At 57.7% G+C, this 15,600-nt stretch carries 16 protein-coding genes; 13 read left to right on the top strand and 3 right to left on the bottom strand.

All coding sequences use genetic code 11. The features are described 5' to 3' along the window. Positions 1 to 138 precede the first annotated feature (138 nt). Positions 139 to 624 carry a phosphohistidine phosphatase SixA gene (sixA, locus tag KTH07_RS13730; protein WP_003861375.1) on the top strand — a complete coding sequence of 162 codons (486 nt, stop codon included), beginning with the start codon at positions 139 to 141 and terminating at the stop codon, positions 622 to 624. Positions 625 to 670: 46 nt separating this feature from the next. Here the strand turns inward: sixA and smrB are convergent, their stop codons facing one another. Next, complete coding sequence (gene smrB / locus KTH07_RS13725) at positions 671 to 1,222, bottom strand: endonuclease SmrB (RefSeq protein WP_015572246.1); 552 nt, start codon at positions 1,220 to 1,222, stop codon at positions 671 to 673. A 145-nt stretch (positions 1,223 to 1,367) separates the two neighbouring features. Between smrB and prmB the strand changes: the two genes are divergently transcribed. The 6 genes from prmB to KTH07_RS13695 are packed head-to-tail and all read left to right on the top strand — an operon-like array spanning position 1,368 to position 5,919. Then, on the top strand, positions 1,368 to 2,300 hold the full coding sequence (gene prmB / locus KTH07_RS13720; RefSeq protein ID WP_023304164.1) for a 50S ribosomal protein L3 N(5)-glutamine methyltransferase: 933 nt from the start codon (positions 1,368 to 1,370) through the stop codon (positions 2,298 to 2,300). 60 nt (positions 2,301 to 2,360) lie between these two features. Next, positions 2,361 to 3,446 carry a chorismate synthase gene (gene aroC / locus KTH07_RS13715; RefSeq protein ID WP_023304163.1) on the top strand — a complete coding sequence of 362 codons (1,086 nt, stop codon included), beginning with the start codon at positions 2,361 to 2,363 and terminating at the stop codon, positions 3,444 to 3,446. A gap of 2 nt (positions 3,447 to 3,448) precedes the next feature. Next, positions 3,449 to 4,273 (top strand): penicillin-insensitive murein endopeptidase, encoded by an 825-nt coding sequence (gene mepA, locus KTH07_RS13710; protein WP_015572248.1) that lies wholly within the window; start codon positions 3,449 to 3,451, stop codon positions 4,271 to 4,273. Continuing rightward, positions 4,273 to 5,082, top strand: coding sequence for a sulfite exporter TauE/SafE family protein (locus tag KTH07_RS13705; RefSeq protein WP_003861386.1), 810 nt, complete (start codon positions 4,273 to 4,275; stop codon positions 5,080 to 5,082). Before mepA ends, KTH07_RS13705 begins: the two co-directional genes overlap by 1 nt. Continuing rightward, the gene (locus KTH07_RS13700; protein ID WP_023304162.1) at positions 5,082 to 5,627 is read left to right on the top strand and encodes an elongation factor P hydroxylase; all 546 of its coding nucleotides are present in this window, start codon (positions 5,082 to 5,084) and stop codon (positions 5,625 to 5,627) included. The genes KTH07_RS13705 and KTH07_RS13700 overlap by 1 nt, the downstream gene beginning before the upstream one ends. Positions 5,628 to 5,640: 13 nt before the next feature. Beyond that, on the top strand, positions 5,641 to 5,919 hold the full coding sequence (locus KTH07_RS13695; RefSeq protein WP_017383451.1) for a YfcL family protein: 279 nt from the start codon (positions 5,641 to 5,643) through the stop codon (positions 5,917 to 5,919). A gap of 58 nt (positions 5,920 to 5,977) precedes the next feature. On the opposite strand, the gene mnmC is transcribed toward KTH07_RS13695, so the two are convergent. Further along, positions 5,978 to 7,975: a bifunctional tRNA (5-methylaminomethyl-2-thiouridine)(34)-methyltransferase MnmD/FAD-dependent 5-carboxymethylaminomethyl-2-thiouridine(34) oxidoreductase MnmC gene (gene mnmC, locus KTH07_RS13690; RefSeq protein WP_023304161.1), complete on the bottom strand. Its 1,998-nt coding sequence runs from the start codon at positions 7,973 to 7,975 to the stop codon at positions 5,978 to 5,980. 158 nt (positions 7,976 to 8,133) lie between these two features. Here mnmC and fabB point away from each other — a divergent pair, with 158 nt between their 5' ends. Beyond that, complete coding sequence (fabB, locus tag KTH07_RS13685; protein WP_017383449.1) at positions 8,134 to 9,351, top strand: beta-ketoacyl-ACP synthase I; 1,218 nt, start codon at positions 8,134 to 8,136, stop codon at positions 9,349 to 9,351. A gap of 67 nt (positions 9,352 to 9,418) precedes the next feature. Beyond that, positions 9,419 to 10,597, top strand: a complete 1,179-nt coding sequence (locus KTH07_RS13680) for an MFS transporter (RefSeq protein WP_032619305.1) — start codon at positions 9,419 to 9,421, stop codon at positions 10,595 to 10,597. 85 nt (positions 10,598 to 10,682) lie between these two features. Here KTH07_RS13680 and flk read toward each other — a convergent pair whose 3' ends face one another. Then, entirely contained in the window at positions 10,683 to 11,687 is a 1,005-nt protein-coding gene (gene flk / locus KTH07_RS13675; protein WP_023304159.1) for a flagella biosynthesis regulator Flk, read from the bottom strand. Between the two features lie 111 nt (positions 11,688 to 11,798). Between flk and pdxB the strand changes: the two genes are divergently transcribed. The 4 genes from pdxB (at position 11,799) to KTH07_RS13655 (ending at position 15,515) form a co-directional block, all read left to right on the top strand. Next, complete coding sequence (pdxB, locus tag KTH07_RS13670) at positions 11,799 to 12,935, top strand: 4-phosphoerythronate dehydrogenase PdxB (RefSeq protein ID WP_017692991.1); 1,137 nt, start codon at positions 11,799 to 11,801, stop codon at positions 12,933 to 12,935. A 66-nt stretch (positions 12,936 to 13,001) separates the two neighbouring features. After that, positions 13,002 to 14,015 carry an aspartate-semialdehyde dehydrogenase gene (locus KTH07_RS13665; protein WP_023304157.1) on the top strand — a complete coding sequence of 338 codons (1,014 nt, stop codon included), beginning with the start codon at positions 13,002 to 13,004 and terminating at the stop codon, positions 14,013 to 14,015. Next, the gene (gene truA, locus KTH07_RS13660; RefSeq protein WP_023295093.1) at positions 14,015 to 14,827 is read left to right on the top strand and encodes a tRNA pseudouridine(38-40) synthase TruA; all 813 of its coding nucleotides are present in this window, start codon (positions 14,015 to 14,017) and stop codon (positions 14,825 to 14,827) included. Before KTH07_RS13665 ends, truA begins: the two co-directional genes overlap by 1 nt. A gap of 28 nt (positions 14,828 to 14,855) precedes the next feature. Then, positions 14,856 to 15,515 carry a DedA family protein gene (locus KTH07_RS13655; protein ID WP_003861406.1) on the top strand — a complete coding sequence of 220 codons (660 nt, stop codon included), beginning with the start codon at positions 14,856 to 14,858 and terminating at the stop codon, positions 15,513 to 15,515. Positions 15,516 to 15,600 lie beyond the last annotated feature (85 nt).

Genomic DNA, 15,600 nt, shown 5'->3' with positions numbered 1-15,600 from the left:
TTACGCCATTGAGGTAAAAAACAGCGTTTCATTCACCGAATGGATCAGGCACAATGCCCGGCCATCGGGTTTTCTACCTCAGAGCATTAATCGCGGGTAGTTAACGCCGGTGATTCTGGTTAACAAAAGCGGTGCAATATGCAAGTTTTTATCATGCGTCACGGCGACGCGGCACTCGATGCCGCCAGTGACTCAGTACGTCCTTTAACCGTCTGTGGCTGTGACGAATCCCGTCAGATGGCGACGTGGCTTAAAGGTCAAAAAGTGGACATTGAACGCGTTCTGGTGAGTCCGTTCCTGCGGGCAGAACAGACGCTGGATGTGGTAGGGGAGTGTATGAACCTGCCATCCAGTGTGGATGTTCTCCCTGAACTCACGCCGTGTGGCGATGTCGGTCTTGTCAGTGCTTATCTTCAGGCGCTGTGCAATGAAGGTGTCGCTTCCGCACTGGTCATTTCCCACCTGCCGCTGGTCGGCTATCTGGTATCTGAGCTGTGCCCGGGCGAAACGCCACCGATGTTCACGACGTCCGCCATTGCCAACGTCACCCTCGACGAAACCGGCAAAGGGGTCTTTAACTGGCAAATGAGTCCGTGCAACCTGAAGATGGCAAAAGCCATCTGACGTGACGTGCGATATGGCGGGGTGCAGTGTGCCTCCCGCCATCCTGTCAGGGCAATTCTGGCGGCTGCCACTCCTCCACCTCAATCAATACCAGCAATGCGGCATCTCCGCCGTACTCTTTTGGCGCCTGATGAAAAGCCATCACGTGTGGATGCTGAGCCAGCCACAGCGGTGTCTGTTGCTTAAGAATATGTTTGCCGTGGCCGTGCATCACGCAGGCGCAAAAAACATGCTCGCGACGACATGCCGCGATCAACGCCCCCAGCTCCTGTTTCGCCTGCATCTGGGTCAACCCATGCAGATCGAGGAACAGCTCCGGCGAGTAATCTCCCCGGCGTAATTTTTTCAGTTCAAAATGGCTGACGTCTTCGCGCACGTATTTCACCGCACCCTGCGTATTTAGCAGCGGCTGAAACTCATCTGAAAAATAGTGGCTGTTATCGGCCTGCTCCTGGAGCAACCGTTTGACCGGTACCTCGCTGACTTTTTTACGCTGCGGGCGATGGACAATGGTGTCGTGCGTGATTTGACGCGTCCCGGTCATCAGCTGGCGGAATAGAGCCTGATCCTCCTCACTGAGCGATGTTTTCTTTTTCATTCGTCATTCTCATCTCGTATTTCCGATAGTGTACCCGACTAAACGCATTTTTTAACCTCAAGCGGTACGCGTCATTGCTGATTTATCGCCGTCTTCATGGCAAACTAGCCGCCGAAAATTATGCGAGCATGCCCTGGAGGAAAGAGTGGATAAAATTTTTGTCGATGAAGCAGTAAACGAGCTGCATACCATACAGGACATGTTGCGCTGGTCGGTTAGCCGCTTCAGCGCCGCCAATATCTGGTACGGACACGGTACCGACAATCCGTGGGATGAGGCCGTGCAGCTGGTGCTGCCGTCTCTCTACCTGCCGCTGGATATTCCGGAAGACATGCGCACCGCGCGCCTGACCTCCAGTGAAAAACACCGCATCGTTGAGCGCGTGATCCGTCGCGTAAACGAGCGCATTCCGGTGGCTTACCTGACCAACAAAGCCTGGTTCTGCGGCCACGAATTCTACGTTGATGAGCGCGTGCTGGTGCCGCGTTCGCCGATTGGCGAGCTGATCAACAACCATTTTGACGGCCTGATTAACCATCAGCCGCAGCACATTCTTGATATGTGCACCGGCAGCGGCTGCATCGCCATTGCCTGCGCGTACGCCTTCCCGGAAGCGGAAGTGGACGCCGTCGATATCTCCACCGACGCGCTGGCCGTCACCGAACACAACATTGAAGAGCACGGGCTGATTCATCACGTCACGCCTATCCGCTCTGACCTGTTCCGCGACCTGCCGACGCTGCAATACGACCTGATCGTCACCAATCCGCCGTACGTGGATGCAGAAGATATGTCCGACCTGCCGAACGAGTACCGTCACGAGCCGGAGCTGGGCCTGGCGTCAGGCTCTGACGGGCTGAAGCTGACCCGCCGCATCCTGGCCTGCGCGCCGGATTATCTGACCGACGACGGCTTTCTGATTTGTGAAGTAGGCAACAGCATGGTACATCTGATAGAGCAGTACCCGGATGTGCCGTTCACCTGGCTTGAGTTCGACAACGGCGGTGACGGCGTCTTTATGCTGACCAAGGCGCAACTGCTTGATGCACGCGAATACTTCAGCATTTACAAAGATTAATCCAGCGGGCTTCGGCCCGTTTCACAACGCTCAAACACAAACAACAACATCGGAGCCGTGATGGCAGGAAACAGTATTGGACAGGTATTCCGTGTGACCACCTTTGGCGAGTCGCACGGTCTGGCACTGGGTTGTATCGTTGATGGCGTCCCGCCAGGCATCGAACTGACCGAAGCCGATTTACAGCATGACCTTGACCGTCGTCGTCCGGGTACCTCTCGCTACACCACGCAGCGTCGCGAGCCGGACCAGGTCAAAATTCTCTCCGGCGTATTTGAAGGCCGTACCACAGGAACCAGCATTGGTCTGCTGATTGAAAACACCGATCAGCGTTCTCAGGACTACGGCGCGATTAAGGACGTTTTCCGTCCTGGTCACGCCGACTATACCTACGAACAAAAATATGGCTTTCGCGACTATCGCGGCGGCGGACGTTCTTCCGCGCGTGAAACCGCGATGCGCGTGGCGGCAGGGGCAATTGCCAAAAAATATCTCCAGCAGAAATTCGGCATCGTTATCCGCGGCTGTCTGTCCCAGATGGGCGACATTCCGCTGGCAATCAAAGACTGGGATCAGGTAGAGCTCAACCCGTTCTTCTGCGCCGATGCCGACAAGCTGGACGCGCTGGATGAGCTGATGCGTAGCCTGAAAAAAGAGGGCGACTCCATTGGTGCGAAAGTCACCGTGGTGGCCGACCGCGTGCCGGCTGGCTGGGGCGAGCCGGTATTTGACCGCCTTGACGCCGACATCGCCCACGCGCTGATGAGCATCAACGCGGTGAAAGGCGTTGAAATCGGCGACGGTTTTGACGTGGTCAAGCTTCGCGGCAGCCAGAACCGCGACGAAATCACGAAGGCGGGTTTCCAGAGCAACCATGCGGGCGGCATTCTGGGTGGCATCAGCAGCGGGCAGCAAATTATTGCCAATATTGCGCTGAAGCCAACGTCCAGCATTACCGTCCCGGGCCACACGATTAACCGCGCTGGCGATGAAGTTGAGATGATCACCAAAGGGCGTCACGATCCGTGCGTGGGGATCCGCGCGGTGCCGATCGCAGAAGCGATGCTGGCGATCGTGCTGATGGATCACTTCCTGCGCCAGCGCGCGCAGAATGCGGATGTGACGACCACCATTCCACGCTGGTAACTATGAAAAAAACCGCAATCGCTCTGCTGGCGCTGCTGGCCAGTGGAGCAAGCCTGGCCGCTACGCCGTGGCAGAAAATCACCCACCCGGTAGCGGGGAGTGCGCAGTCCATTGGCGCTTTCTCCAACGGGTGTATCGTAGGTGCGCAGGCGCTGCCGTTGCAGTCGGATACTTATCAGGTGATGCGTACCGATCAGCGCCGTTATTTCGGCCATCCTGACCTGCTGCTGTTTATTCAGCGTCTTGGCAACCAGGTGCATAACCTGGGGCTGGGGACGGTGCTGATTGGCGATATGGGGATGCCTGCCGGTGGTCGCTTCAACGGCGGTCACGCCAGCCACCAGACCGGACTGGATGTGGATATCTTCCTGCAATTGCCGAAAACGCGCTGGAGCTCAGCGCAGCTGCTGAAACCGCAGGCGCTGGATCTGGTCTCGGCCGACGGTAAACGGGTCGTCGCCTCGCGCTGGTCGCCGGAAATTTCCAGCATGATTAAGCTGGCGGCAGAGGATAACGACGTCACGCGGATCTTTGTTAATCCGGCCATCAAGCAGCAGCTTTGCCTGGATGCGGGAACGGATCGCGACTGGTTGCGTAAAGTGCGCCCGTGGTTCCAGCACCGGGCGCATATGCATGTTCGCCTGCGCTGTCCGGCGAACAGCCTGGAATGTGAAGATCAGCCGCTGCCACCGCCTGGCGATGGTTGTGGTTACGAACTGCAAAGCTGGTTTGAACCAGCCAAGCCTGGAACCTCTAAGCCTGAGAAGAAGACACCGCCTCCGCTGCCGCCTTCCTGCCAGGCGCTACTGGATGAGCATGTACTTTAATGGATAATTTCGTCGATCTGTTCATGGTGTCACCGCTGCTGCTGGCGGTGCTCTTTTTTGTTGCGATGTTAGCCGGATTTATCGATGCCCTGGCGGGCGGCGGCGGGTTGCTCACCGTTCCGGCGCTGCTGGCGGCAGGCATGAGCCCTGCCCAGGCGCTTGCCACCAACAAACTCCAGGCGTGTGGCGGTTCGCTCTCCTCGTCGCTCTATTTCATCCGGCGCAAAGTGGTGAATCTCGCCGATCAGAAGCTCAATATCCTGATGACGTTTATTGGCTCAACGGCGGGTGCGCTGCTGGTCCAGCACGTACAGTCCGACATTCTGCGCCAGATCCTGCCGCTGCTGGTTATCTGTATCGGCCTCTATTTCCTGCTGATGCCAAAGCTCGGGGAAGAAGATCGACAGCGTCGTCTTCACGGCCTGCCGTTTGCGCTGATTGCCGGTGGCTGCGTCGGTTTTTACGATGGCTTCTTTGGCCCGGGGGCAGGTTCGTTTTATGCGCTGGCATTCGTGACGCTGGCCGGGTTTAACCTCGCCAAATCCACCGCCCACGCCAAAGTCCTCAACGCGACCTCCAACGTTGGCGGTCTGCTGCTGTTTATCATTGGCGGCAAGGTTATCTGGGCAACCGGGTTTGTGATGATGGCAGGGCAGTTTTTGGGCGCGCGCGCAGGCTCGCGTCTGGTATTAAGCAAAGGGCAAAAGCTGATCCGCCCGATGATTGTTGTCGTCTCTGCGGTGATGAGCGCCAAACTTCTTTATGACAGCCATGGACAGGAGATCCTCACCTGGTTGGGGATGAACTAATGAACAGTACGCATAACTACGAACAGCTGATTGAGATCTTCGATAGCTGTTTTGCTGATGATTTTAATACCCGTCTGATTAAAGGCGACGACGAACCGATCTATCTTCCTGCTGATGACGAGGTTCCGTATAACCGCATCATCTTTGCCCACGGCTTTTACGCCAGCGGTTTGCACGAAATTTCGCACTGGTGTATCGCCGGGAAAGCGCGTCGCGAGCTGGTGGACTTTGGTTACTGGTACTGCCCGGACGGGCGCGACGCCACCACCCAGGGGCAGTTCGAAGATGTGGAGGTGAAACCTCAGGCGCTGGAATGGCTGTTCTGCGTAGCGGCGGGTTTCCCGTTCAACGTAAGTTGTGACAACCTCGAAGGCGACTTCGAGCCAGACCGTATCGTCTTCCAGCGCCGCGTTCATGCGCAGGTGATGGAATATCTTGAGAAAGGCATCCCGGCACGTCCGGCACGCCTGATCGAGGCTTTACAGAATTATTACCACACGCCGGAGATCACGGCGGAATGCTTCCCTTGGCCGGAAGATCTTTAACAGAGGAAAGAAGATGATCGCAGAATTTGAATCACGCATTCTGGCGTTAATTGATGACATGGTGGAACACGCCAGTGATGATGAGCTGTTCGCCAGCGGTTATCTGCGTGGTCACCTGACGCTGGCTGTAGCCGCGCTGGAAGCCGGGGACGATCACTCTGCCGACGCCGTTCACGCGGAAGTCACTCGCAGCCTGGAAAAAGCCATTCTGGCCGGGGAACTCTCTCCGCGCGACCAGTCTTTAGTGCTGGGCATGTGGGACAATTTGTTCCAGCAGGCGAAAGCGAAGTAAGTGTATCACCGCCCTCTCCCACAGGGAGAGGGCGGGGGTGAGGGCACCAGACCGCACCCTACTTGACCATTTTCCCCTTCAGCAATTTCCGCACCCACAGTCGGTTTGGATTCAGCCCCGCGAGCGTAACCCTGTCCAGCGGAACCGGCTCGTCGCTCATTTGCGCGGCTAACGCTTCAGCCAGCAGCGGCGCGGAGCACAATCCCCGCGAGCCTAAGCCACCCAGCATAAACAGCTCGGGATGAACGGGCGCGCTTACCGCCGTTTCTTTGTTGTCAGCAAGATCCTGATAGACTTCAAGCGTGGCGTCATAGTCCGGCACGTTTCCCGCCATCGGCAGGTGATCGCGGGTCGCGCAGCGTACGCCGCAGCGCGCCTGACCCTCACTGACATCCACCTCTTTTGCCCACGACGCATCCGGGAAACAGTCGAGCAGGCGCTGGCGGTTTTGCTGCTGATCCGCTTCGCTGTACTGCATATCTGTTTCACCGCGATGGTAGCTGGCACCGATGCAGTGATGGCCGTTGGACGGATTTTGCGGCGTCAGGTAGCCGTCGTAACACAGCACCTGACGCAGTTTGCTCAGTTGGGGGGCGGCAGGAATATGGCTCACCTGGCCGCCGACCGGATAAACCGGCAATGATGCTGTCTGGGTAAACTTGCTGATATGATGCCCGTTGGCCAGCACAACGCTGGCATGCTGGGCCTCTTTGCCGTCAGCGAAACGCAGTTTCCAGTGCGCAGTGCGGCTTAGCGATTGAACCTTATGGGCATAATGCACTGTCAACCCACACGACTGCCCGAGGGCTATCGCCGCAGAAGTCAGTTCAGCCGGACACAGCCAGCCGCCGAGTGGATACTGAATACCCCCGCAGCCGGTGTCGACGCCAGCGGTCTCAGCAACCTGCTGTGCCGTCACTGCATGGGCGATGGCCTCCGGCAGACCCAGCGACAGCATTTGTGTGATTTTCAGCTGGCTCTTCTCGTCCCAGCCGAGCTGCGTCACGCCGCACCAGTTGTGGTCGAACGCAACCGGCAGGCTATCGTAAAGGCGGCGAGCAAACGTAAACGCCGCCGGGAAGAACTGGAACAGTGCCGGATCGTGTGAACTTAATAAGGGATAAAGCGCGCCCTGACGGTTGCCTGATGCGCCCGTCGCCGGCGCCTCGTCAGCGCAGTAGAGCGTCACCTGCCAGCCACGGTGCAGCAGCGCCAGCGAGAGCAGGGCGCTGGCGATACCCCCGCCCACAATGGCGACCTCACGCGAGGTGCTGGCGCGACGGGCAAACCAGGGGGCCTGCGCCGGGATCGCCAGATCCTGTTCCATCACCCCGACCAGCATGTCGCGTTTGCGGCCAAAGCCTTTGGTTTTCCGCATGGTAAACCCCGCCTCCTGCAACCCACGGCGAACAAATCCCGCCGAGGTGAAGGTAGCAAGCGTCGCGCCCGGGCGCGCCAGACGTGCCATGGCGCTGAACAGGTGCGGGCTCCACATGTCCGGGTTTTTGGCGGGCGCAAAACCGTCCAGGAACCAGGCGTCCACCTTCTGATTCATTGAGTCATCAAGCTTATCGGTCAGGTCATTAATGTCGCCAAGCCACAGGTCGAGCGTGACGCGTCCGTCGTCCAGAATCAGACGATGACAGCCACCGATAGCCGGAGGCCACTGGGCCTGAAGCTGTTCCGCCCAGTGGGTAAGCTCCGGCCAGCGCTGATGGGCAAGCCGCAGATCGTGCGCGGTAAGCGGAAATTTTTCGAAACTGATGAAATGTAATCTTTGTAAGGTAGCCTCGGGGTGTGCAGCGCGAAACTGGTCGAACGCCTGCCAGAGGGTCAGAAAATTCAGCCCGGTGCCGAAACCGCTCTCCGCTACGACAAACAGGCTGCGCGGATGCTCAGGGAAGCGGGTGCTGAGATGATTTCCTTCGAGGAAGACATAGCGCGTCTCTTCCAGTCCGTTATCATTAGAAAAGTAGACGTCATCAAAATCTCGGGAAACAGGTGTACCCTCAGTGTTGAATTCGAGGTTGGCAGGTTGTATGGCGTTTTGTTTCACGTAAGTTACTCGTCCGACAGGCAGTGGCACGATCTTAGCGATGTGAGCCCATCGGTGCAAATTTCCACAGAAAATGGCTGATCGGACTTGTTCGGCGTACAAGTGTACGCTATTGTGCGACTCGAAACTTTTTATAGTGCGACTTACAGAGGTATTGAATGAAACGTGCAGTGATTACTGGCCTGGGCATCGTTTCCAGCATCGGTAATAACCAGCAGGAAGTCCTGGCATCTCTGCGTGAAGGACGCTCCGGGATCACTTTCTCTGAAGAGTTTAAAGATTCTGGAATGCGTAGCCACGTATGGGGTAACGTTAAACTGGACACCACCGGTTTAATTGACCGTAAAGTGGTTCGTTTCATGAACGATGCCTCTATCTACGCCTATCTTTCCATGCAGGAAGCGATCAAGGATTCTGGTCTGAGCGAAGACGCTTACCAGAACAACCCACGCGTGGGCCTGATTGCAGGCTCCGGCGGTTCCTCTAAAGCTCAGGTGTTCGGTGCTGACGCCATGCGCAGCCCGCGCGGCCTGAAAGCGGTCGGTCCATATGTTGTGACCAAAGCCATGGGTTCAGCGGTTTCCGCGTGCCTGGCAACGCCGTTCAAAATCCACGGTGTGAACTACTCCATCAGCTCCGCATGTGCGACCTCCGCACACTGTATCGGTAATGCGGTTGAGCAGATCCAGCTGGGCAAACAGGACATCGTATTTGCTGGCGGCGGCGAAGAGCTGGGCTGGGAAATGGCCTGTGAGTTTGACGCAATGGGCGCACTGTCCACCAAATACAACGAAACGCCAGACAAAGCGTCCCGTACTTATGACGCACACCGCGACGGTTTTGTTATCGCTGGCGGCGGCGGTATGGTTGTGGTTGAAGAGCTGGAACACGCGCTGGCGCGTGGCGCGCACATCTATGCTGAGATCGTGGGCTACGGCGCAACGTCTGACGGCGCTGACATGGTTGCTCCATCCGGTGAAGGCGCGGTGCGCTGCATGAAGATGGCGATGCACGGTGTTGATACTCCAATCGACTACCTGAACTCCCACGGCACCTCAACGCCGGTAGGCGACGTGAAAGAGCTGGGTGCGATCCGTGAAGTGTTCGGCGACAATAGCCCGGCTATCTCTGCAACCAAAGCCATGACCGGTCACTCTCTGGGAGCGGCGGGCGTGCAGGAAGCGATCTACTCTCTGCTGATGCTGGAAAACGGCTTTATCGCGCCAAGCATCAACATCGAAGAGATGGACGAGCAGGCGGCTGGCCTGAACATCGTGACCGAAACCACCGAACGTGAGCTGACGACCGTTATGTCCAACAGCTTCGGTTTCGGCGGCACCAACGCCACGCTGGTGATGCGTAAGCTGAAAGCGTAAGCGTTTGAAGGTATAGTAGAAGGGAGCCGCGCGGCTCCCTTTTTTATGCCTGAACACGGAGTTATGCATGAAGGCTGTTACCCCTGAGAAGAGCGCTCCTTCCGGGAACCTTTCCCTTTTCCGCATCGCCTTTGCGGTGTTTCTGACCTATATGACCGTTGGCCTGCCGCTGCCGGTGATCCCCTTGTTCGTTCACCAGGAGCTGGGCTATGGCAACACCATGGTCGGCATTGCGGTGGGCATTCAGTTTTTAGCGACGGTATTAACCCGGGGCTACGCCGGTCGCCTGGCGGATCAGCACGGCGCAAAACGCTCGGCGTTGCAGGGCATGTTTGCCTGCGGGCTGGCGGGGGGAGCCTGGCTGCTGGCGGCGCTGTTGCCGATAGATGCAGCGTATAAATTCGCGCTGCTGGTGGCAGGGCGTCTGATCCTCGGCTTTGGCGAAAGCCAGCTGCTGACCGGCACCCTTACCTGGGGAATGGGGCTGGTGGGGCCTGCGCGTTCCGGAAAAGTGATGTCCTGGAACGGGATGGCGATTTACGGCGCGCTGGCGGCAGGCGCACCGCTGGGGCTGCTGATCCACAGCCAGTTTGGTTTTGCGGCGCTGGCAGGCACCACCATGGTATTGCCGCTGCTGGCGTGGGCGTTTAACGGTTCGGTGCGTAAGGTGCCCGCCCATAAAGGCGAGCGTCCTTCGCTGTGGAGCGTGGTGGGGCAAATCTGGCAGCCGGGGCTTGGGCTGGCGCTTCAGGGGGTGGGCTTCGCGGTTATTGGTACCTTTGTCTCCCTCTATTTCATGAGCCGCGGCTGGGCGATGGCGGGCTTTACGCTGACGGCCTTTGGCGGCGCGTTTGTATTGATGCGCGTGCTGTTTGGCTGGATGCCGGATCGCTTTGGCGGCGTGAAGGTGGCCGTGGCGTCACTTGTCATTGAGACCGTGGGTCTGGTACTGCTCTGGCAGGCAACCTCTGCATCCGTTGCGCTGCTGGGTGCGGCGTTAACCGGCTGCGGCTGCTCGCTGATCTTCCCGGCGCTGGGCGTTGAAGTGGTGAAGCGCGTGGCTCCGCAAGTGCGCGGCACGGCGCTGGGCGGCTATGCGGCGTTTCAGGATATCTCATACGGGGTCACCGGGCCGCTGGCGGGGCTGCTTGCAACGTCGTTTGGCTATCCTTCCGTCTTCCTGGCCGGTGCGGTGTCAGCGGTGGTGGGAATTGTGGTGACGCTGGTGGCGTTTCGCAGGTCGTAGTTTTTTGCCCGGTGGCGCTTCGCTTACCGGGCCTACAACCGCGCGAACCGTAGGCCGGGTAAGGCGTAGCCGCCACCCGGCAGTTTTAAGCAACCAGCCAGAAAATCGCCAGCGCAATCACCAACGCGATAAACATCAATCCCGGACGGGCAGAAAGCGTTTTGAACGTATCAACTACGGGGGCAAACAGCGGGCTGTAGATCGGCTGAATGTTTCTTACCTCCGGCACGCCGCCTTCCCGCTCGGCGCGGCGAATGAAGATCTGATTGAGCACATCCTGCACCTGCGCGGTGGTCAGCACCGTTTGCGGCGTAGCCTGCCAGCTCTGCTGAGCGTAATCCCGAATCATATCGAACTCGTGCGGTTCCAGCGGTTGTTTCAGCGCCGCCTGTACGCTGTGCAGGGTCGGGGCGCTCTGGGTGCTGAGCGTCTGACGCGCCTGGAGCCAGGTGACCAGATGGGTAAACTGTTTTGCCGGGATCATCTCGCCCGCTTTCACACCGGAAAGTTCCAGCATGGATTGCCAGATAAGCTTTGTGGGTTCGCCGGTAGCGGCAGCCAGCTTAGTGACCATCTGCTTGAGCGTATTATGCTCCGCAGGCTGCAATGGCCGCTCTGTAGACGGGCGCTGTTGCGGCTGCGGGATAGAAAGCTGATTGCTTTGCAGCAGGGTCAACACGGTTTTCAGCTGTTCCGGAGAAAGCTGGCTCAGGGCGGTATGACCGTACTGTTGACGGATAAAATCACTCACCGCCTGGCGATTATTCCCCTGGCCCAATAGCTCGGTCAGCTGCGAGATAATCTGGCGGGTAGTATGTTGCTGCTGTGCGCTGGTAAGACGCTGGTTAAGGTTTTGTTCGGCGGCAGGGAAATGGCGCGACTGTAGCGGCGCATCGTTTCTGACGCCCAAATCGTGCTTAACGCCGGCCCATACCTCTGCGTTTTGCTGTGAGGTTAACGCAATAAGACGCGTGATCAGACGCTCCAGTACGGTGCGTTGCTGCGTGGAGAGCGGTTGTTCGCCTGGCGTGTTGGGCGTTACGGGGCCTTCACCCGGAGGGCGCGGAGGCGTACCTGAAATGGGCTGCATCGTCAAAAATCCTTAAAGTCAAACTCTGCGTAACCGGGCGGAGATATATGCCCGGCGGCGAGATTATGGCACACTTGGCAGGTTTACTTCCTCTCAAACAGGTACTCAGACGTGAAAATCCTCGTTGATGAAAATATGCCTTACGCCCGTGAGCTGTTCAGCCGCCTGGGTGAGGTTAAGGCTGTCCCTGGTCGCCCGATTCCGGTCAGCGAACTGGACGATGCAGACGCCCTGATGGTGCGATCGGTGACCAAAGTAAATGAGGCACTGCTCACCGGCAAAGGGGTTAAATTTGTCGGGACGGCAACGGCCGGGACCGATCATGTGGATGACCAGTGGCTTAAGCAGGCGGGGATTGGTTTTTCCGCGGCGCCAGGCTGTAACGCCATTGCCGTCGTGGAATATGTTTTCTCCTCGCTATTGATGCTGGCCGAGCGCGATGGTTTTGCGCTGAAAGACCGCACCGTCGGGATTGTGGGTGTGGGCAACGTGGGCGGACGTCTGCAAAAGCGTCTGGAAGCCTGGGGTATCCGCACCCTGCTGTGCGATCCGCCGCGTAAGGATAACGGCGATGAAGGCGACTTCCGCACGCTGGATGAGCTGGTCGACGAGTGCGACGTCATCACCTTCCATACACCGCTCTTTAAAGAGGGGCCGTACAAGACTCTGCACCTGGCCGACGAAAAACTGATCCGCCGTCTGAAGGCTGGCACTATTCTGATAAATGCCTGCCGGGGACCGGTGGTGGATAACGCGGCGCTGCTGGCATGTCTCGACGAAGGACAAGAGCTTAGCGTCGTGCTGGACGTCTGGGAACCAGAGCCGGATCTCAACGTCGCCTTGCTGAATAAGGTGGACGTGGGTACCGCGCATATCGCGGGTTATACCCTTGAAGGCAAAGCGCGTGGTACAACCCAGGTGTTTGAGGCTTACAGCGCCTTTATCGGCCATCCGCAGCAGGTGGCGCTGGATACGCTGCTGCCCGCCCCGGAATTCGGCCGCATTACCCTTCATGGCCCGCTGGATGAGGCAACGCTGAAAAGACTGGTGCATTTGGTGTATGATGTGCGCCGCGATGACGCGCTGCTGCGTAAAGTGGCGGGTATTCCGGGTGAGTTTGACAAGCTGCGCAAAAATTACCTTGAGCGCCGCGAGTGGTCTTCCCTGTATGTCATGTGCGATGACGCGTCAGCGGCGGGGCTGCTGCATAAACTGGGATTTAACGCCGTTCACCACCCGGCACGTTAATGTCTTCTTAATGCTCCCTGTCGGATATTCCGGCAGGGACGCTTTTTATTTCTGGAGTAAACCACCATGTCTGAAGGCTGGAACATTGCCATTTTGGGTGCCACTGGCGCCGTGGGCGAAGCCCTGCTTGAAACCCTTGCTGAGCGTCAGTTCCCGGTGGGTGAGATTTACGCACTGGCGCGTACCGACAGCGCAGGAGAACATCTGCGTTTCGGCGGCAAATCCGTGATGGTGCAGGATGCCGCCGCGTTTGACTGGACGCAGGCTCAGCTGGCGTTTTTTGCCGCAGGTGCGGAAGCCACGGCGTCTTACATTGAAGAAGCGACCAGTTCAGGCTGTCTGGTGATCGACCTGAGCGGCCTGTTCTCCCTGGAGCCGGATGTGCCGCTGGTGGTGCCGGACGTCAACCCGTTTGTGCTGGCTGACTACCGCAACCGCAACATCATTGCAGTACCGAACAGCCTCACCAGCCAGCTGCTGACCGCGCTGAAGCCGCTGATCGACGACGGTGGCCTGTCGCGTATTTCCGTGACCAGCCTGCTTTCAGCCTCCGCTAACGGTAAAAAAGCCGTAGACGCACTGGCAGGGCAGAGCGCGAAGCTGTTGAACGGTATCCCGATCGACGAAGATGATTTCTTTGGCCGCCAGCTGGCGTTCAACATGCTGCCGCTGCTGCCGGATCGTGAAGGTTCGGTGCGGGAAGAGCGTCGTATCGTCGATGAAGCACGCAAAATTTTGCAGGATGACGGGCTGATGATCTCCGCGAATGTCGTGCAGTCTCCGGTCTTTTACGGCCACGCGCAGATGGTCGGGTTTGAAGCCCTGCGTCCGCTGGCGGCTGAAGAAGCCCGCGACGCGTTTGGCCGCGGTGAGGACATTGTCCTGTCCGAAGAGAGCGAATTCCCGACGCAGGTGGGCGACGCCACCGGCAGCGCGCATCTCTCTGTGGGCTGCGTGCGTAACGATTACGGTATGCCGGAGCAGGTGCAGTTCTGGTCCGTTGCCGACAACGTGCGTTTTGGCGGCGCGCTGATGGCGGTCAAAATCGCGGAAAAACTGGTGCAGGAGTATCTGTACTGATGTCAGATGTGGAACAAAAGCCGGTCCACAGAATTGCCCTCGGCATTGAATACGATGGCAGTAAATACTATGGCTGGCAGCGGCAGAATGAGGTGCGCAGCGTCCAGGAGAAGCTGGAGAAAGCGCTCTCTCAGGTGGCGAATGAACCGATAAGCGTCTTCTGTGCGGGCCGCACCGATGCCGGCGTTCACGGCACGGGGCAGGTGGTGCATTTTGACACCACCGCCGTGCGCAAAGCCGCGGCCTGGACGCTGGGTGTAAATGCGAATTTGCCTGGTGACATTGCCGTGCGTTGGGTGAAAGCTGTGCCGGATGATTTTCACGCGCGTTTCAGCGCGACGGCGCGGCGCTACCGTTATGTCATCTATAACCAGCGCCTGCGCCCGGCGGTGTTAAGCCAGGGCGTGACGCATTTTTATGAACCGCTGGATGCAGAATGTATGCAGCGTGCGGCGCAGTGTCTGATTGGAGAGAATGATTTTACGTCGTTTCGTGCGGTGCAGTGTCAGTCCCGTACGCCGTGGCGTAACGTCATGCACATTAACGTCAGTCGTTATGGCGCGTATGTGGTGGTGGATATCAAAGCCAATGCCTTTGTACATCATATGGTGCGGAATATTGTAGGCAGCCTGATGGAAGTGGGCGCCGGACACCAGCCGGAGAGCTGGATTGCAGAACTGCTGGCAGCGAAGGACAGAACGCTTGCGGCAGCAACGGCGAAAGCGGAAGGTCTGTATCTGGTTTCGGTGGATTATCCGGACCGGTTCGACCTGCCAAAACCGCCAATGGGCCCGCTGTTTTTAGCGGACTAAACAAAGGTGCAATTAAGGCTTAGACAATATGGACGTAATACGTTTTCTGATTGATTTCATCCTGCATATTGATGTTCACCTGGCGGAGCTGGTCGCGCAGTACGGCGTCTGGGTGTACGCCATTCTGTTCCTCATTCTGTTCTGTGAAACCGGCCTTGTGGTTACCCCGTTCCTGCCGGGAGATTCACTGCTGTTCGTGGCGGGCGCGTTATCCGCACTGCCAACGAATGACCTGAATGTCCATCTGATGGTGGTCCTGATGATCATCGCCGCGATTGTTGGTGATGCGGTCAACTACACCATCGGGCGGGTGTTTGGCGAGCGGTTGTTCAGTAATCCGGACTCGAAGATTTTCCGCCGCAGTTATTTAGATAAGACCCATGCGTTCTATGAGCGCCATGGCGGTAAGACCATTATCCTGGCCCGTTTTGTGCCTATTGTACGTACATTTGCACCGTTTGTGGCGGGAATGGGTCACATGTCCTATCGTCATTTTGCCATGTATAACGTGGTGGGCGCGCTGCTGTGGGTGCTGCTGTTCACCTATGCAGGCTACCTGTTTGGCGATCTGCCGGTGGTTCAGGAAAACCTTAAGTTACTGATTGTAGCGATTATTGTGCTTTCCGTACTGCCTGGCGTCATCGAAATTATCCGTCACAAACGCGCGGCGGCAAAGCAAGCGAAGTAAATGCACGCTGGCGGTTCGACCACTTTTTTATCCAAAGTTTCGGGCTGTTATGTTTTAATGTGCAACATTCATGGTCTGTTGGAGG

Origin of the sequence: Enterobacter cloacae complex sp. ECL72 (assembly GCF_019056635.1) — a bacterium.
Taxonomy (GTDB): domain Bacteria; phylum Pseudomonadota; class Gammaproteobacteria; order Enterobacterales; family Enterobacteriaceae; genus Enterobacter; species Enterobacter hormaechei_C.
Note: the sequence above shows the minus strand (reverse complement) of the source record. Positions and strands in the feature narration are given on the sequence as shown.